Source organism: Treponema sp. (assembly GCF_045657965.1).
Taxonomy (GTDB): domain Bacteria; phylum Spirochaetota; class Spirochaetia; order Treponematales; family Treponemataceae; genus Treponema_D.
Window position 1 is genome coordinate 48445 of record NZ_JAZOUG010000042.1, and the last position, 20301, is coordinate 68745.

A 20301-nucleotide genomic window follows, 5' to 3' on the forward strand; every position below is an offset into this window, starting at 1 on the left:
TAGTGATTTTTGGAGAATTTGGATTTTTTTGAAAAAAAGCCCTGGAGAGAATAAACTCAACAGGGCCGAAAATTATAAGAAAGGCGGTTACTGCATCTGGGCGGTTTCGATATAGCCGGTGGAAGCGTTCTCGATTCCATAACCCAAGATTGGGTTTGCAGTGCCGTTACCAAGAATTACACCGCTGTCCGTAACTCCCGTACTTGCTGTCAAACTGCTGCTTGAAGCCGTTATTTTTGACGGAACTGCAGTATATGTTGCATCTGTACTTGTTGTTTTCCAAACACCGACATTTACATAGTCATCATTTACAGAACTTGATGTCGGAACCAGACTGATTTCCCACACCTGTGTAAATGCATCATCGGAAGCACCTGCCTTGCTTGAAGTACTTGCAATAGAAGCAGAACCTGCCCAATAAGCTACTTTTGGTCGTACAGAACTTCCTGCATAGTAACCAATATATGGAACTGAATTATTGTTTGAATCAAGTGCAACATCCAATGAAAGCTGAGTTCCAATAATACCGTTTGAATCTACAACACAAGTTGAAGTTGAACCATTGTAACTCGTTTTATATGCATAACAGACATCGCCATTGATAGCGTCATAAGCAACCATGTGGATTCCTCCATTTGCATCGACAGCAACTTTACAATACTTACCTACGCCAGTATCACTGAAAATTTGCTCTGGTTCAGACCATTGTGAACGCTGATAATCTCCAGCTGCAATAGAGTTAGGTGTCAGGGTGTATGAATACCACATAACCTGATTTGTCGAATCATACCAGACAACAGCAACAAGATCATCTCCGTCTGTACCGGCGCCTTCAAGAGCTGCAAGATGTACATATTCACCAGCATAGTAGCCTGTACTTGTAGAAGCATATTCAGCTGAATAGCTTGTAGAACCAATAGCACTTGTTGTCTTATTCGTTACAGAATCTTCTGTAACTTCTGAAGGACTAGAACCGTATTTGAGACCATCCACATAGCTTGATCCACTCTTAATTGCAATAGCCCGGTTAGATTCCCCAGATTGTCCTGCAATCAAAGAGGTATATTTCAGTGTATATGGCTGTGGAATTTTATTAACAAATTCTGAGGTTCCCCCCCAGCGGCCATATACATCAGAGAAGAATCCTGAATTATCAGTTCTAGATGTTGCACCGAAATTTCCTCTCGTAAAACGAATTTCTCCATTTATTGCATCGTAATATGCAAGATACACATTTGTGGTGTTGTCAGAGGTTTTAATTGTCGTTGCAATTGACGGAGATTTAATTCGTTCCTTATTAATATTTGCATACGATGAGTAAGAAGAATCTGTAATTGTCCAGTCTTTCTGTCCAATATTTTCCAAACGGAATTGATTTGTACCGTCATTGTAGCCACCAACAGTTGCAAGAGCTGTTCCCCAGCGGCTTGTCATAATACGGAACTGGTCAAATGTTGTTGCATCCGTGCCACTTGAAGGGGTTCCGCCTACATCACCACCAGCTGTTGTTCCATAAGAATATCCTAAACGGTCATATGCAAATCCTACAGAAGTAAAGAAGTCGATTCCTCCAATCCAATACTGATATGAATTACTCGTATTACCCATACTAAAATAAAGAGGACCGTTTACGAATGCAAAACCTACCTGCCCGTTTGCCTGATTAATGCTCATGACCGGCTGACTTATTGTACCACCATTATATGTAGCCGCAGCCTTGCTGTTTATCGCCCACACATCCAGCACAACATCATCTGTAAGCAGGTTGTTTGAGTCGCCGTTTGGCTGGCGGTTGTAGTAGTTTGCGTATGCTTCGCTTGAACCGGTTGTGCCGATTGTTCCACTGTAAGTGTAGGCACCTGTTGCATCGTCACTGTTCAGGTTATTAAGAGACTGAACGCTGTTTACTGTTACATACACACCGCCGCTTGTAAAGCTTGAAACGTCTGCCGTATAGACAGCTGTGTTCGTGCTGGTTGCAAAGAAGTTTGCTGTAGTTCCGCTGCTTGAAGTTGAGTACCAGCTCTGGCTGCTTGCAACATCTTCTGTAAGTGTACTTGAAGCAGGAGTGCTTGCACTGTCATACAAAGTTCCGCCTGTTAAGTTAAAGCCGTAAAGGTACACTGTATCTGCGCTGCCTGTCGGATAGTGGCCGAGTGCTGTGCGGTCGTAAACTGAGCTGTTTGCCTTTTTGAGGCTTGAAAGACTTGTCTTTACGCCTGCAATGTACGGAACTATGTCCATTTTGTAGTACGGTGTTGTTGCTGCGCTTGTCGTCTGGATTGTTGAGCTTGCAGAAGTAAGGTCAGAAGCTGCCTGTGTTTTTGAAGCCCAGTCTGTCGCACTTGATTCAACTGCAACTGCCTTTGCCGCTACATTTGCGTGCTTTTCAGTGTCGAGGTAGAGTGTCCATGTAACTGTGTGACCGCTCTGACTTACACTGTCAGAATTGATTTCAAACTGCCAGCCGTCTGTTGCAATTGCACCGCCTGCAGTTGAGCTTTCAGAACCAGAAGTTAAAGCCCATGAAGTTCCATCGTAGGTTGCAAAAGTCAGGGCATTTCCTGCCGTTCCGCCGTTAAAGCTGAATCCTGCTGCTTTAAGTGCAATGGTATGAAGCATTTTATTATCATAAGCACTTCCGGTAATCTTAACTTTTCCGGAAACTTTCGGGCTGTCAGAATCATAAAGCGCTTTTATTCCACTTGAAAGATCGTTTTCAAGTTCAATATGACCGTTTGATGTTGAATTGTTATACAGGCTGTTATCTTCCGCACTTGTCCAGTAGAACGGATTAATTGCCGTAACAGGAACAGTTGTATCAGCAAGATTTATAATCAGATCACTTACATAAGCTGTACAATACTGACTGTTATTTCCTGCCGTGCGTTCTTCAGTTTCATCCCAGAAAGTAAATGAAACGCCTTCGCCTGCAGTTTTATCTGATGAATCAGAAGCTGTATCAGCCCAAACCTGCGAACTTGAAAGAGTATATGCATAAAGACTGTCGCCGCCAATTACAGAAAGACCTGTTACAGAATACGGACTTGTCGAAATGTTTGCAGTTTCAGCAGTAGAAGCCGTTGTAACACTTGCCGCAGCACTTATCAGTGTGCTGTCGTCTGTTGTGCCTGTTACTGCTGTAGTATCGCTTGCACCACGTTTGTAGACCATGTAAACGCTGCCATTACCGCCTGTTATTTCCGGAACAACAGCAAGCTTATCTTTTGCTGTAAACTGGCCGGCTTCATAATCTGCTGTTGCAATACTTGCAGCTGATTTATATCCAGTCGTTGAAACACCGGCAGTTTCATTTGCCGTGTAGACATCATACTGACTGAATTCTTCTGATGCAAATGAATTATCTGAATTTAAGTCAGTTCCAAGATAAAGTTTTGCAAGCCGCGGTGCATTATTTTCAATGCTGACCGGATATGTTGCCCCGCTTACATTTCCTGCAGCATCATAAGCAAGAACTACAAGGTAAGCAGGTCCGTCAGGAATATTTGTAGAGTGAATTGTAGCTTTCCATGTCCATGTTGTGCTTACATTTGAAATACTTTCCGGCATCAAATCTCCGTCATCTCCGCTTGAGAATGTAAACGGATTTGCCGTTGTGCTTGAAACATCTTCTGTACTTGTATTATCAACACTCTGGGCATAAGGGAAATAAACTGTTGTAGCTCCCGAAGGATCAGCGTCCATAGTGAAGGTAACTGTGCTGCCTGTAACATCAGTAATTTTTCCATATTCGCCGCTGATGTAGATTAAACCGCCTGCATGAACATGTCCGTTACCGCTGACAGCACCAGAATTATCAGTAAAACTGTAATAAGTTGTACCATCAGTTACAGAACTTGTAATTGAACCTGATGTCACTGCCTTTAATGCATAAATTGTGTAGTCATTTTCAACTGTAATTGCTTCAAGTCCACTTATGAGAGCCTTTGAATCATCTGTAGAACTCCAGTCCGTTACAAGCGGATCCAGAATATAGTTTTTTCCAAATGAATTTGTACTGCCGTAAATTTTACCGTTACGCATGAAGTAGAAAAGTACACGCTCATAGCCGGAACCTGTATCTTTTACTGTGCCGCTGATTGTGTAAACATAGTTGCTTTCTGATACAGCATTTTCTGCATTTACAGAAAGTTCATCGCCGTTTCCGCTTATTGCGCTTAAAGACGGTGCTGTGTTATCAATATAGAATGTGTAGGTTCCAGTTGAAGAATGGCCGCCAACGTCTTCTGCATAAACTGTATAGCTTACAGAAGATGTTGTCATGCTGGCAGTTTCAATAGGAATATAGAGTGTATTTGTAACTCCTGAACTGTTAGACAAATCTATTTCAGAAGAAGCATAGAATGTTGCAGATGCAGAACCACGCTTTACTTTAATTGTATTGTAAACAAGAGAGTCGTTATCACTCAAAGTAACAACAAGATACCAGGTGCCTTTCAAATACATTTCTGAAGCATAATCTTTACTTACAGTCATGTAATCATCAGTATTCTGAAGATTAACAAGATTTTCTGTGGCAGAAGAGAAATCATACTGCCTCATTAAAGCAGTCTGGCTCGGAGCACTTGAATCTACGTGAATGTAATATGTATCTGACCAGTTACCCATTTTACCGTCTGCATTGATTGCACATGCCCGCACGGCAATATCAGTAGTAGCATCGCTTGAAGACGGATTAAGATTACTGTCTGAATTAAGGGAAATATTCCATGTGGCTGTTTTTGTTGTTGCAGCAATTCCCCACCAGTCATCATCAACATAAGTCGTTGTTCCATAAGCTGCAGTCAAATCAGATTTTGAAAGAGTTCCGCCCAATGTCGTAAATTCATCAGCAAATTCTGAAGAAGACCAGGTTACAGTTCCGTCGGAAGCAGGTTTTCCAATCTGAATATAAACTTTGCCGACATCAACCGTGCCTGAAGGAACTTCTACAGTACCACTAACACGTATTGTACCTGAAAGGGTAATGTATGAATAATCATAATTTTCTGTATCACAGTCAGAATCGTAATCGCTTTCTGTCGGATAACTGAATTCTGTTACAGGCCGGTCTGCATCCGGGTTGTGAGTAATGTAATAATCACGATAAATATACTCATTTCCAAGTTCATCTGTTGTCCTGAAGAAGATTGGAATTTTATACGTCTGCGCTGTACTGTTATATGTAACATCATAAGCATTTTCATCGTCATAAGCTGTCAAATCTGTTATTGAACCGCTCGTGAATTTAAATTTAAAGACAGAAGCACTTCCATTGTTGTTGGAACTTGTCCAGCCGTCAAGTTCACTGAGCTGTGAGTCTGATTTGTAATTGATAGAAGAAGAATCTGTTTCGCCGAAGCCTGCCGGCGGAATAAGCCATTCAATGTTTGAAATTCCGATTCCTGAATCACTTGCAGTTCCGGTAATTGTTGCAGTTCCGGTAATTTCATCAGTTGAAGAAGGACTTGTTACTGTAATTGTATCCGGACCTGTATTATCTACAGAGAAGTTAAATGTCTTTGTACTTGTATTTCCTGCAGAATCAGTTACGGTCAGTGTTGCAATTTTTGTTCCTGTAGCAACACCGGTTGAAATAAGCGGATAAGACTTATAATAATAAGCCCCGGAAACTGAAGAACTTTCTACAGTTGTTAAAATAAATTCAGCACCATTTGAAGAACTGAAAACAGCCGGTGTTACTGCCCCATTATCGTCATCATAATAACCATAACCGTTTTCTTCTGTGCTGCTGTCATCTGAATCGGCAAAACTGATTTTTACAGAAGCTATTCCATTTTCATCATAAACAGGAACATAAAGCCTGAAATATTTTGAATCTCCGCCGGTATATTGTTTTGCACTGATTGCATAATCTGCTGAAGCACTGTTTACAGCAGCTGGAGTTGCAAGGCTTCCTGTACTTTCTGCAATAGAAATACCCATCTGCCCGACATTCGGAGAAGCTGTATCTTTTCTGATTGAAAGCGAAGAACTGCAGTCATTGTTTGTTGAAGAATCAAATGTATAATACGGGCGGACAAACTGACTTGCTGCCGCTCCGGTTGTAAAGGTTGTTCCTTCAGTATCTGTGACTTTGAAATAAAGACTAACAGTTCCGTCACCGACTTCACTTAAATCAAATGCCCAGCTTCCACTGGCTGCTACAGTAACATCAGTATAGTTTGTACCGTCGGTTGAAATTGCAAATGAACTGATTCCATCATCATCACTTACTGAACCACGCAAAGTTGAAGCAGTAAGATAATCATCTGCACTTTCAATACTTGTAATCTGAATAACCGGACGGTCTGTATTTCTGTCAACAATTACATTTTCAACTGCATACCCGGAATTTCCTGCAGCATCAACTGCAACCGCCTTAATGTAAAGATTTACAGTTTCCGTAGAAGAATCAGCTTTTAAAGAAAGCGAATTGTTCACAGCTGTTACAATTGCCGTTGAAGAAGAGAATGTCTGTTCAAAAGACCAGGTAACACTTGAATCAGAAGTTGTCGTGCTGTCACTTTCGCTGGAAAGCTGATACCAGGTGTCTGCTGCATCTGCTTCAGGCTGGCTGTCTGCAATTGCATAGTAAAGTTTTATTGAAGATAAAGTTCCATCAGCAGTTCCTGAAGATTTTGTAGTTTCACTCAGAAAATCTCTTGCAGTTCCAGTAATTGTAACTTCACCGTTAATTTTATTGTCCGAATCTGCACCGGTTGACTTGAAAACAACAACAGGGGAAGTTGTATCAGTATTCAAGGTGAATGCTGTAATTTTTGCAGAATTTCCGGCTATGTCACTTACTTTAAGAATTATGTTTCCTGTTCCAAGGGATTCAGCCTTTACATAAAGCGACCAGTCATAAGTTCCGTCTGAATTTGCTGTATCAGAAATACTTACGCCTTCTGTTGAAAAATCACCTGCTGTATAACTGGTAAGCTTTTCTGTTCCCTGTAAAATAGTTATTGTATCAACCCCGGAACTTATATCACTGCAGGTTCCTGTGAGTTTCATATAATTTTCGCCGTTTGTAAGAACAGTTCCAGAAGCACTTTGACCGGTTGTATCATCTGAACCAAAATAAACTGTAGAAGCAGTAACTTCCGGATCATCTTCGTCAAACTGAACAGTACAGGTTGAAGGAACAGAAGCATTTCCTGCCTTATCAACAGCAACGAGATAAAGTGTATTTGAGCCGGCTTCAAAACCGCTTACAGTTGTACTGAATTTGGATTTATAATTTTTTGAAGAATCTTTGGCTGCCACAAATGAACCGTTTGCCGTAGAATAATCTGAAGTAGAAGGAGCAGTACCTGAAGCAGTCTGAATCCAGTAGTAAATTTCATCAATTCCACTGCCGTTAGAGCTTTCACCGTCATAATATTCTTCATAATAACCGAGAAGTTTTTGTGCTGAATTACTGAACCATTCCGAATCCTGTTCAACTAAATCAACTGTATTGAAATCTTCATCTGTGGCTGAACCGCCGATAAACATTTTGCCGCCGACTTTAAGCGCATACAATGACGGTGCTTTTGAATCAAGATAAAAAGTAAATGTTTCTGAATCACTTAAACTCTGTGAATTTTGAGCTGTGACCGTAACCACATAAGTGTACATTCCGCTTGCTGCCGGATACAGAGAACCTTCCGGATTTTCAGAATTAATATTTACGTTCCATAAAACTTTTGATGTACTTGCGGTCTGTGCATCTGAAGCAGAGGTATAAACAGTAGAATCTGAAGAATTGTCACTGCTGTAAGTAATTGTAAATGACGGAGAAAGACTTGTAATTTCTGTGCCGCTTGTATCACCGCCTTCATAAATTTTAACAGTTGCAGAAATGGCATTTGAAGCCCATAAGCCGTCTTCATCAACCATTGTTCCGCTTATCGTATATCCGTTTCCATTATTGTAAAATGTGGACTCATTTAAATAATCTCCTGAATCACTTGTGATTCTGATTGTCGGAGCGGTACCGGAAGTTGCTGCTAAAAATCCGTAGTTTATAAGGTCATACGCTACATATTCATTTCCATCGCGGTCTTCACCTTCAAGCGCAAACATGTAAGGAATACCTGCCGTAGTACCGGAAATTGAAAAATCTTTTGTAGCCGACTCATTCGTAGAAGAATCAGTCCAGTCTCCTTTGTTGAAAATATATGTCCATTCAGAAGGTTCCTGCCAGTAATAAGTTGTTTCAGTTCCGGCACATGAATAATAACCGTCTGTCGTTTCCGGTCTGGTTGTCGTTAATTCAACTGCTCCATATTTTAAAGCAACTGCCTGTGGTGCAACATATGAGCCGTCTGCATTTGGTGTAATTGTAAGCCCTAAATTTTGTCCGCTTGTATAAGAACGGAATCCATTGGCTTTGGCATAAGTATTATTATCTGTACCAAGTGAATATGAAGCGATTTTCCAGGTCGGATAATTATCCGGATCAAGACAAAATATATTTGCAGAAGTTGTAATTACACTTTCAATGTCTGTAACAGTAATTTTATTGCCACTGGCATCGTAAGAATATCTGCCGTCAGAATCATACTGATAAATATCACAGTCAATATAATTTCCCTGAGAAGCCAGTGCCTGTAAAATAGCCGTGCACTCATCAGAACCGGTTGTATATGTGGCCGAAGTTCCGTTTAAAACTTCACGGATATCTTTAATTTTGATGTCATCACTGATTGCATTAAGGGAAGCAGAAAGAGAATCTGTATTAAGATAATACCGCTTTGTAGAATTTCCTGCATTCACAACTTTTGAAAGATTTTTATCCTGATAAACGCAGGCTTCATCAGTAAGAACAAATCCTGCATAGAAATATTTTGTGACATTCGGATCTGTATCAGGATCTGTTTCCGTATCAACAGTTCCATAAATCTGCTCATAGCGGTTCTGGCTTTCCTGCTGCGAATCGGAAAGTCCTGCAGTTCCGTAATATTTTGCGACTACAAGCGGAGAATCTGAAGACATTGAAGTAACTGACAGATTTTCAAATTGAATTAACGAAGAAAGTTCATCTTCAGAATGAGAAGCGGCCGATGCATCATAAGAAGCATCCTGCCGTGCTAAAAGAGTGAGTGTATAACTGTGTTCTTCCGAAACATCACCGGTAAGTTTTAAAGTACGGCCGTAAGAAGTCGCAGTTTCATCACCAAAAGCAAGAGGCTTTGTCAAAAGAAGAACAGGAGGCGTATTATCAATATCAAAAGAAACAGAGGCCGTACTTGAAGTTCTGCCGGCTCCGTCAGTTGCAACTGCATCTACAGAGTATGTGCCGTCAGGAAATTCATAACCGTTTGTTGCACTGTATGCAGAAGAATCATAAGAATTTAATTCAATATACCAGGTACCAGAAGAATTAACTGAAGCGTTTCCTGAATAAACCTGAGTGTTTGTTGTTTTATTTGTGACCGTAACAGCAACAGATGAAACGCTTTTATCGTCAGACCATGAACCGCCCAGAATAAATGTGTCCCGGACAACAGCTGCTGCCGGCGGATAAGAAATACTGACTTTTGGAGATTCTGTATCAACTGAAGAACCTAAACCGGATTCTTCACCACAGGAAATAAGTGCAGAAATTACTGCAGTAACCAAAACTGCAGAACGCATTTTTTTTAATAATAAGTCCACTGTATTTTTCATAATTTTGCCTCCGAAAAACTAAAATTGCATAGTTTGTCAGTTTCAAAATTATGTTAATACAGTTTTCTTAAACCAAAATCTAAAACAGCATAATATACCGTTATATAAGAAAAGTCTTATCTTAGATAAAATTCATCTCTGTTTTACATAAGCGATTTTTTAGCACTAAGCAAATCGTCTTTTGAATTCCGGCATGATTTTGCTGCAGAATCAGCAATATCTTTAAGACAAAGAATTCCTGAATCCCGCTTTTCTGCAAGTTCTTCGTCCTTTTTCCATGCACATAAAATTCCGCGTGATGAATTAACAGTTCCGCCGGCTTTATCAAGCAGAGTTGCTGCAATGCGGGCCGCTCCCCCCTGAGCCCCGTAACCTGGAATCAAAAAGAAAATATCCGGATATGCATTACGCAATGCTCTTGCATCACTTTCTTCTGTACAGCCTACAACAGCACCTACAGGAGAACAATTCTGCTCAGGATACAGAGCCTTAAATTCAGAAGAAATCCGTTCAAGTTCGCTTCCAGTTTTATCAAGAACACGGCCGCCGGATTTTAACTCCTGCTGCTCAATATCAACCATGCCGGGATTTGATGTACGTAAAAGCACAAAAATGCCCTTTCCGCCAAGCTCACCGGCAGGCTTACAATACTCAGTAAACGGCTTTAATGTATCAAAGCCCATGTACGGATTAATTGTAATAATATCAGTTTCAAAATCACTGCCTTTTGCAAAATGAGCACGTGCATAAGCTTTTGCCGTGTCTGCAATATCACCGCGCTTAATGTCACTGATTGCAATAAAACCTGCTTCACGGACAGCTTTAATTGTTTCGATGTAAGCCTTAAGACCTTCAATTCCCATAGCTTCGTAATAAGCAATCTGAATCTTAAAACAGCAGGCAGACTTATCTGCTGCTACCCGTTTAATGATTTCTTTATTGTAAGCAAGAACTGCTTCTACAGGTGAATCAAATGCCTTTAATACAGATTCCGGCAGATAAGACGGGTCTGTATCCAGACCAACACAAAGTGGTCCATTTTCTAAAGCCGCTTCCTGAAGCTGCTGCATAATATGTTTCATGATTTAGAGTCCCCTTGCCCACTGATATGTACTCAAATATGGATCCGGCTTAACAGGATAAGGTGTAGCCCAGACTTCATCAATAAGGCCGGTTGAATTAATCTTTCCGATGCGAACCTGTTTGTAAAGATGCTGATTGCCGCCGTCTATTGTTACTGTGCCTTCTGGAGCTGTAAAACTCAATCCTTTTGAAGCAACTCTGACAGCTTCAACTTCAAAGCTTCCTGCCTTTTCACAGGCAGCAGCCCACATATAAACAGCAATATATCCGGCTTCAATTGGATCGGCAGTCATTCTGTCTTCACCATAAGCAGTTTTGTAATCAGAAACGAATTTTTCGTTGCGTGGTGTCTGAGTGGTTTCGTAGTAATTCCATGAAACAAGATTTCCAGCCAGTTTAGATGCATCCATTTTAGAAACTTCTTCTTCTGCCATAGAAAAACTCATTACAGGAATAACTGATGAAGTGATTCCCTGTTTTGTAAGTTCTGCAAAAAAAGCAACATTTGAATCACCGTTAAGTGTATTTAAGATTACATTCGGCTTTGCAGCTTTTATTTTTAAAATTATTTCCGTAAAATCCTTGTGTCCCATAGGAACATATTCTTCACCGACACAAACTCCGTCCATCTGGGCAAGCTGTGCTTTAATAATTCTGTTTGCTGTTCTTGGGAAAATATAGTCGTTTCCAACAAGGAACATATTTTTACCGATGTTCTCGGCACAATAATCTACAGCCGGAACAATCTGCTGATTTGGAGAAGCCCCCATATACATAATATTCGGGCTTGCTTCCATGCCTTCGTACTGAACCGGATACCAGAGAAGACCATAAAACTCTTCAAAAACCGGTTTTACAGCTTTTCGGGATTGTGATGTCCAGCATCCAAAAACAGTAGCAACTTTTTCATCCTGAAGAAGTTCGCGTGCTTTTTCTGCAAAAACCTGCGGATCACTTTCACCGTCTGCTTCAACAGGAACGATTTTTTTACCAAGGACACCGCCGTTTGCATTGATTTCAGAAATTGCAAGAAGCTCTGAATCACGCACAGGGGTTTCGCTGATTGTCATAGTTCCGGAAAGCGAGTGCAGAAGCCCTACTTTAACGACTTCATTTTTTTTACCGCCGCAGGAAACAAGCAAAAACAGAAATGGTACAGCTAATATAAATTTTAGTTTTTTCATATTTACACTCCTAGAAAAAGATTCTCTACTCCACGATTTCATATGTTACCATTTTTCCTTTACCTTTTATATCACATTCCATAGGTTCTGTGAATGTGATATTGGTATCTTTTAAATGGTCATACATAGCTTTACTGACTCGAATTTTGCCCGGTGTACAGGCTGTTTCCATTCGGCTTGCAACATTTACTGTATTTCCCCAGACATCATAAATGAATTTAGTTTTTCCGATTACACCTGCCGTTACAGGACCACAGTTTAAACCGACACGGATATTGAACTGAATTTCTGCCGTTTTATTATAATCGGCCAGATCTTTGTACATTCCCTTTGCAAATTCAACCATGATTTCGGCATGGCGCTCTTTTGGAGAAGGAACTCCGCACGCTGCCATGTAGGAATCTCCGATTGTTTTGATTTTTTCAACACCCATCCGCTTAGCCCGTTCATCAAAACGGCTGAACAAATCATTAAGCGCACTAACAATTTCATTAGCAGTATGACCGCTTGAAGTCTTTGTAAAACCGACAATATCTGAAAAGAGCAGAGTAACATCAGAAAAGTCTTCACCAATTGAATGAATATTATCACGGAGCTCTTCTGCAATTTTATCGGGCAGAATTGAACGCAAAAGATAGTCAGATTTATCCTTTTCCTGAGCAAGTTCTGCAGTACGGATTTGAACCATATTTTCAAGACGGATATTTTCAAGTTTAATGGCACGCTGCTTCAAATAAAATATAAGTGTTATAATGGCAAGGAAAAGAATCAGGCTGATAATCCAGAAAACCGGCATCTGATAGAAGTACGGCTTTTGAACAAACAGCATGGCAACCGCTTCCTGAGAAAACAGACCGTCACCGTTTATAGCACTTACAAGGAAGGTATGCTTTCCAGGCTTAAGGTTCGTATACGAAACAACCCGCTTAGAATCCGGAGCACCAAATGAATCTTCAAAGTTTGTAAGCCTGTGAGCAAATTGAATTCGTTCCGGTGCATCAAAACTGATTCCCGTAAATTTTATATCTACGCGCTTGGTTCCCGGCTTTAAGGCAATTTCCTGACGCGGCTTTTTATATTCAAGATTGTCAATTTTTACAGTTTCAATATGAACAAGCGGACTGACAGGATTTTCTTTAATTTTAAGAGGATCATAAACAGCAAAACCGTCTACCATTGTAAACCACATTCTGCCCCTTGAATCACAAATGCTCAAAGCAGTTGATGTAGGTCCGTCTGAATCAAGACCGTCATTACGGTTATAAAATTTAATATCAATACTTTCTGAAACACCGCTTGCAGCATCAACAAAATCATTAAAATGTGCTGAAGCAATTCCATAATTACTTGTAATCCAGACATCCCCTGCTGTATCAGGAATAATCTGGAAAACCGAGTCTGTTCCCAGTCCCTGTTCAGAATTTAAATTTTCATACTTTGCAGGAACAGAATGAACACTGTCAAAAGGGTGAATTCTGCTGATTCCGGTTCCTGTACAAACCCAGTAAACGCCGTGTTTATCCTGAGAGATTTTAAAAATTACATTTCCGATAAGACCGTCTTCTGAAGAAATATGAGAAATAATGGCACCGTTTTTCATTAAGAAAATACCACCGCCGTCAGTTCCAACCCAGACAACGCCATTAGTGTCTTTGTAAATACACATTACATATTCATTTTCAAGACCGTCAAGCTGCTTTAAGGATTTTATTTCACCGTTCGGACTGATGATACTTAAACCGGTTGTTGTACCGACATAAAGTTCATCCGGATTTGTTTCAATGGCAACACGAACTTTATCACCAACAAGCCCGTTATCAGTTGTCCAGCTTTTTATATTTCCCGTACCGATATTGTAACGGAGCTGACCTGGTTTTTTATAACAGCTGACAAGGATATCACCATTTAAAGCGATTCCAACATGGCGGATTCTTATGCCTTTTGTATATTCTGTAAGTTTATTCTGAACCTCTTTGTTTTCTACATAACAGCGCACACCATTATCTGTACCTACCCAGTAACGGCCATGTAAATCTTCAGTAATTGCATTTGCTGCAGTTCCCAGTTTTGTAACACGGAATTTTCCATGAGTAAGACGGCCTACACCATTTCTGTCTGTTGCAAACCAGATTCCGCCTTCTCTGTCACAGGTAATTTTGTTAATTTTTGCAATCTGCTTTCCGTTACCTTTATATTCAGAAAAAACTCCGTTGCTGTAAACTACAATTCCTTTTTCACAGCCAAACCAGATTGTACCGTCAGTTGCCGTATAAATTGACCATGTCGGACTTTCATCAAGAATTTTACCTGTAGTAACCTTTCGGACATAGCCGTTTGAAATTTTAAACAGTCCCAGGTTGCCCATAGCAAGCCAGAAATCCCCGTTTAAATCCTGAGCAATGGCAGTACAAAAATAATTTCCGTACTGATCAAGTTCAGGAAGAGTATAAAACAGACCGTCTTTATAAACGAAAAGACCTTTTTCATTTCCTGTAATAAGCCAGACTCTGCCGGCAGTATCGCAGTATAATGAAGTTGTAAGAACACCTTTTGAAACAGTACCGGCCTGGAACTGAGGAGTTATCAAATGGCCTGCCGGTGTAAGATAAGCAATTCCTGAAGCCGTTCCAATCCAGATATTTCCATGCAAATCTTCACAAAGAGCACGGACCGAATTATTAGGAAGGCCTGTTTCCATATTATAATGTTTATTGCCGTCCTGGGAAATTTTCTGAACTCCTTCATCATTTGCACCAATCCAGAGATTTCCATGCCTGTCTTCAAGAATTGTTCGGACGGAAGCAAATTTTAAATCATTATCACGGGAACGGCGCAAGGTCGTAAATTCAAGACCGTCAAATCTGACTAAGCCTTCGTAGGTTCCGATGTTTATATAGCCGTCAGTTGTCTGAAAAATATCAGTTGCAGTTGTTCCTGTTAAACCGCCGAAAGAATTCCAGATTCTGCAAACATAATTATCAAAATATGTATCTTCTGCAAAAATCAAAACACTTGAAAATAATAAGAAAACAGCTGATAAAATCTTTTTCATAATAAGAAGATTTTAAGACTTTTTTTATCAAAAATCGAGTATTTTCTTCAGATATTTTTATATTTTTTTTGCATAGCTTCTCTTTTTTTCCGATAATTAATATATGAGCACACGAAAAGTAGTTTTTTACACATTTGCATTTTTCATATTTGTACTGACTGTTCCAAGACTTTGCGCACAGAATAATGTCAAAATGACTCCAGGTGAAGCTGCAATCGCAAGACAAAAAATGGTTGATTATTCTAAACAGTTTGTCGGAAAACCTTATGCTTCCGGTGGAATAGGACCAAATTCTTTTGACTGCTCAGGACTTATTTTTACAGTTTCCAGAGAATCAATCGGAGTGCAGCTCCCACGCACAACCAAGGCAATTTTTAATTTCTGTAAGGAAATTGATGCAAATACACGGGAAGCAGGAGATCTTCTTTTCTTCAAGACAACCGCCAGCGGAGATGTTTCACATGTTGCCCTTTATATCGGCGGCAACCAGTTTATTCATGCTGCAAGTGACGGTCCGAACACAGGCGTAATTGTTTCATCACTAAAAGAATCTTACTGGAAAGCACATTATTACTGCACGCGGCGATATCTTCCGGCATCAAATTCAGATTTACTCGCTGATTCAAATCCTCAAAAATATGCAGAACAGGTTGTTAATAAAAGCTCAGGTACTTCTCAAAATTCCACATCAGCCGGTACAGCTTCAGCAAATTCATATTCAGATAATTATTCATCCGGTTCTTTTCTGTCCTCACTGATAGTTGACGCATCAATTTCGTGGGACTGGAGTTTTTTTACCTGTGATTACTTTAAACTCAATTCAAGAGGCGTTGATACAATGTTTCATGTACGCTATGCAGGAAATACATTGCAGCCCGGCTTTGGAACATATATCCGCTACGATGCCGGAACAGGAAATTTCCAGCTTCCGTTCGTAATTTCCTTAACTTTAAACGAATATTTCAGGATTTTTGCAGGACCGGTAATTTCAATCGGTACACCATACCTGCCTTCCAAATCTAATGAACGGATAGAAAACTCATTTTTTCCAGGCATAATCGGTGCATGTTTCAGTACGCCGGGTTTTAAAGCTGGAAAAACAATGATTTCTTTTGTACAGGACATTCATTACACAGTTTTTAATAAAACTGACGGGAGTGCACTCTCTTTTTCAAAAAGTGCTGCAACCGGTCTGGTTTTTGCAACGGGTCTGCGCGTAACGCTTCCGCTGAACAATGTTTTATAAAGTATGAAAAAATTTTCTTTTAAATATTTTTCGATTTTCCTTATATTTTTTTCCTCACTGTTTGTATCATGTCTTCCGCAAATTTCAGTAAAAGCCGGAAATAGTGATTCAGCTGATGTTTCCTTTACAACCGGATTTTCGCAAAATACAGCTAAAACTTTAAAGACCCTTATGGGTCTGGATGCTTCTTCACCAATTTTCAAAAAAGAAGACATTCTCTCGCTTTTAAAATCAGCCGGAGTTCAAAATCCAAAGGCAGAACTTCCTTCCTCAACAGAAATTTCTGCAGACGGGAAAATTTCACCGTTTTCAAATAATGTTCTCTGCAAAACAGGAATTCTTTCTAAGTCAGAAAACTCTCTTTCTCTTACAATAGGAACTTCACAAATTCTGGCTTTTTATGAAATTTTAGATGACGAAGCAAAATCTTATCTTGATTTAATGATGATTCCTGCCCTTATCGGCGAAAAAATGACAGCTGCAGAATACCGCGAACTTCTGGCATCAATGTACGGACCTGCTTTTGCAGATGAAATTACAGGCGGAAAACTCACAGTCTCGCTTTCTTCCCCAGACGGCAAAAAAACACTAAAAGAAACAATTTCACTTGGCGAGCTTTTCACAAAAGCCGAAACCCGCTGGGAACTAAAGTATTAATCTTCCGTAAGGCAGAACGCACTGAGCACCGCTGCACTGAGACCCGCAAAAACCGTAAGTCCAAGCATATGAACCGGAGCAAATGAAGAAAAAGCAAGTGCTCCAAATGAAAGTGCTGTCGTAAAAAAAGAAAGAACAATTGCAAAATTGTTTAAATTTTCTGTTTTTCCGGCTTTATTTTTTATTCCTTCAACCATATAAATAATATAGTCCAGTCCAAGCCCGAAAATCAAAACAAGGGCAGTAATCGGGAAAAAACTTAAGTTTATCCTGCATAAAAAAAGAACCGCCGTCGTAATAACCGTAACCATAAATGGAATGGCTGCAATTTTTATGACTAAGTTCAATCTGTAACAAAAACACAGAACTATGATTACAACAATAAAAGCAAATAAAAGCATCAATAACATGGTCTTTGAAAGAACATCCAGCTGTGCAGAAATATCTTTTACCTTATTTACAAAGAAAATACCTTCATTTTTAGAAGCATATTCCCTGAAATAAATTTCTTCATCTGCGCTGGCATGTAAAGGCAGAACACATGAATAAAACTTATCCCCGATTTTTCCAATCCAGAGATTTGAAACGGCTTCTTTTATTGATGCTGGAATATCAGAATCAGAAGGGGTAATATAACCATGTTCTAACGAACGGTAGTTATTTTCATAATTGTCAGAATTATTTCCAAATCCAATCACTTCAAACTGGCTTTCAGCCAGAGGCAGAAGTTTTTCCGAAGCAAGATATGACTTTCTCTGCTTTTTCTGGGAAGGAATAAATTGAACAACCGACAGATAGTTTCCGAGTTTCTTTTCATTTACTGCACTGTTTAAAAATTCTGCAAGCTCTTCGTTTTTCTGTAAAAGTTCTTCTTCTGAATCTGCCTTCACAATAAAATACCAGCCGCTCGAACCTGTATTCAAAACTTTTGCAGACATAATTTCATTCTGAAGCATCTGATCAGACATTGAATAAAGTTCTTTAATATTGTTCTTGATTCCAAACGAACGGTAGTTAATCAGAATCACAGAAACAGAAAAAATTACCAGAACAAACGGAACAAATTTCTTATACCGGCATAAAGTCTTTTTATTATTCTGGAAATTTATTAATTTAGGAACAGCAATGCCTTTTAATTCAGGATTTTTTAAAAGCGGATACACTGCAATTACAGTTAAATACGAAGCAAGAAGTCCCATAAATAAAAATACACTGACCTGCTTTAACAAAGGAAACGGAGCAAAAAATAATGCTGCAAAACAGATTTCTGTTGAAACAAAACCAAGCGTTATTCCGCGGAAAATATGATTTCGTACATCTTCACCAGTGCGACAGAGAGAATTTCCTTTCCAGTTTACAAAATAATGAATTGAATAATCCAGACAGGTTCCAATCAGTGTTGTTCCAAAAACAAATGTAAGGACATGTATTCCCCTGAAAAACAAGAGAACCGATATAAAACCGATTCCACATGAAAAAACAACTGCCAGTGCTGAAATAAAAGCCGGCATAAATGAACGGAATATAAAAAGAAATGTAACAATAATTAAAATCAAAGAAATTGTTGAAATCACAGAAATTTGAGTCTGTGCACTTGCTGAACTTTCATAACTGTGAAAAGGAACTCCAGAAAACACAAACTGGTCTTTATCACAGAAACTGTAAATATTTCTGACTGTACTGTTTTTTCCAGTAAGAGCTGCGCCTTTTTCAGAAATTACTCCCCGAATCAGCACATACCATAAACCGTCTTTTTGAGCAGCAAGAACTTCATCATGCAGCGACATTGAAGTTGAAGAAAGTGCACCACCTTCTAAAAATCTTTTTAAGCTTCGTTCTGTAAGCAAAAAAGGATCTTCTTCAAGAACAGATAAATCTGAAAAACTGAAAGCCCCGTAAACACTGGCAAGAGCTTCTTCGGCAACTTCTTCTGCACCACCGTTTTCTAAAAGTTCACAGGTTTCATCATCAATAAGGTTATACCGGTTTTTAAAAAGCCAGTATGTAATTTCGGCAACAGAATTTGAATTTACATAAAGAGAAAGTGAATCAAAATAATCCGCATTCAGCCGGTTTTCTGAATCCACATAATGCGAATAAAATTCTGCTGCTTTAAATTTAGCTTTTTCAAAAGTTTCGCCTTTTGCGAGCACTGTAACTGCACGGCCTGTTTTTGAAGCAAGAGCCGCATCTGCTGACTGAACTTCATGCAAAGATGAAGAAGGCGGCAAAATGTCAAATAAACTCGTAGCAAAATTAATTTCCGGTGAAAAAGCAAGCGAAATCAAAAAGGCAGAAATTACAGCCGCATGAAAAAAAATCCAGATACAGGCAAATCGTTTTTTCATAGTAATTTTAAAATTTTATTCCTCAAATGCAGATTTTTCATCATCAGAAAGTGAATCCGGATATGTCTGATTTGAAAATTCGTATTTTGTAAAGTCACCGGCTGGTTCGTGCAGAACCATGCTGTTAATTTTTGAATCCCCGGCCATTTCTATCACTTCTATAAAAGTGCGGACAGTAGAATCAGTTGGAGTAAGATTCATATTCCAGCTTTCTTCAGAGTCGATAAATTCAATGTCAAAATTTTTATTTAAGGAATCAAAATCGCCGTTAAAGAGTGAAGAAATTAAAAGAGAAAACTGCACAAAAGTCGCGTTACTGCCGGAATTTAAAAAAGTTTTTTTCCCGTTTGGGGCAGTTTGAATAATTCCTGATTTTGTAATTGCCATGGAAGATTTAAACGGCTTTAAAGTATTCCAGAGAATTCCTCTGTCTGCACAGATAATAAAAGTTCCTGAAGATTTTATTTCTCTGGAAATTTTTTTAATCAGCTTAGTCTGATTGAAATTTCCTTTTGTGATTTTTTGAGAAGAAATTTTAGTGCAAACTTTTTCAAAATCTGAATTGCCGGAAGAATTTTGTGCAAAGCAGAGTGAACTAAAAAGTAAAAAGAAAGCTGCAGAAATGATTTTTAAATTTTTCATCAGAAGCCTCCCTGAGCCAGAAAGTGTTCGACTTTATCAAGCCAGATTTTTGGGCAGACAAATTGAGTTTCACCGGTTTTTAAATCAATACACATCTGACTGACAGTTCCCTTTGTAGTAAGTTCACCGGTTTTTGTATTGTACAGTTCAAAATCAATTTTAATCATATTTTCATATTCAACAAGAGTTGCTTTTGCCCTGCAGATATCACCGAAACGCAGAGATTTCATATATCTTACTCTTACATCAGTAACAGGAAAAGAATAACCGGATTCTTCCATTGCAATATAATTGTAACCGATTTTATCAAGTAAAGCGCAGCGGGCACGTTCAAAATAGTTAATGTAATTCCCATGCCATACAATACGCATCGGATCACAATCATTAAAATCTACTTTGAATTCAATTTCTGTTGATAAATTCATATTT

The 20301-nt window shown here is 39.2% G+C and carries 9 protein-coding genes; 2 read left to right on the forward strand and 7 right to left on the reverse strand.

The genetic code is table 11. The features are described from left to right. Window positions 1-87: 87 nt before the first annotated feature. From ACKI5B_RS01425 to ACKI5B_RS01440, 4 genes are all read right to left on the reverse strand, one after another. Entirely contained in the window at window positions 88-9660 is a 9573-nt protein-coding gene (locus ACKI5B_RS01425; RefSeq protein WP_407425169.1) for a hypothetical protein, read from the reverse strand. 143 nt (window positions 9661-9803) lie between these two features. Continuing rightward, window positions 9804-10742: an orotidine-5'-phosphate decarboxylase gene (gene pyrF, locus ACKI5B_RS01430; protein WP_407425170.1), complete on the reverse strand. Its 939-nt coding sequence runs from the start codon at window positions 10740-10742 to the stop codon at window positions 9804-9806. Between the two features lie 3 nt (window positions 10743-10745). Then, window positions 10746-11927 carry an urea ABC transporter substrate-binding protein gene (urtA, locus tag ACKI5B_RS01435; RefSeq protein ID WP_407425171.1) on the reverse strand — a complete coding sequence of 394 codons (1182 nt, stop codon included), beginning with the start codon at window positions 11925-11927 and terminating at the stop codon, window positions 10746-10748. Window positions 11928-11952: 25 nt separating this feature from the next. After that, window positions 11953-14979 (reverse strand): adenylate/guanylate cyclase domain-containing protein, encoded by a 3027-nt coding sequence (locus ACKI5B_RS01440; RefSeq protein WP_407425172.1) that lies wholly within the window; start codon window positions 14977-14979, stop codon window positions 11953-11955. 103 nt (window positions 14980-15082) lie between these two features. Here ACKI5B_RS01440 and ACKI5B_RS01445 point away from each other — a divergent pair, with 103 nt between their 5' ends. Together ACKI5B_RS01445 and ACKI5B_RS01450 are read left to right on the forward strand one after the other, a co-directional pair. Beyond that, window positions 15083-16225, forward strand: a complete 1143-nt coding sequence (locus ACKI5B_RS01445) for a C40 family peptidase (protein WP_407425173.1) — start codon at window positions 15083-15085, stop codon at window positions 16223-16225. 3 nt (window positions 16226-16228) lie between these two features. After that, window positions 16229-16882, forward strand: a complete 654-nt coding sequence (locus ACKI5B_RS01450) for a hypothetical protein (RefSeq protein WP_407425174.1) — start codon at window positions 16229-16231, stop codon at window positions 16880-16882. Here the strand turns inward: ACKI5B_RS01450 and ACKI5B_RS01455 are convergent. Genes ACKI5B_RS01455 through ACKI5B_RS01465 form a run of 3 tightly spaced genes read right to left on the reverse strand, consistent with a single transcriptional unit; the run spans window position 16879 to window position 20297 of the window. Then, entirely contained in the window at window positions 16879-19230 is a 2352-nt protein-coding gene (locus tag ACKI5B_RS01455) for an MMPL family transporter (protein ID WP_407425175.1), read from the reverse strand. The two genes, ACKI5B_RS01450 and ACKI5B_RS01455, sit on opposite strands and share 4 nt — an antisense overlap. A gap of 15 nt (window positions 19231-19245) precedes the next feature. Then, entirely contained in the window at window positions 19246-19872 is a 627-nt protein-coding gene (locus tag ACKI5B_RS01460) for a LolA family protein (RefSeq protein WP_407425176.1), read from the reverse strand. Beyond that, on the reverse strand, window positions 19872-20297 hold the full coding sequence (locus ACKI5B_RS01465; protein WP_407425177.1) for an acyl-CoA thioesterase: 426 nt from the start codon (window positions 20295-20297) through the stop codon (window positions 19872-19874). Before ACKI5B_RS01465 ends, ACKI5B_RS01460 begins: the two co-directional genes overlap by 1 nt. Window positions 20298-20301 lie beyond the last annotated feature (4 nt).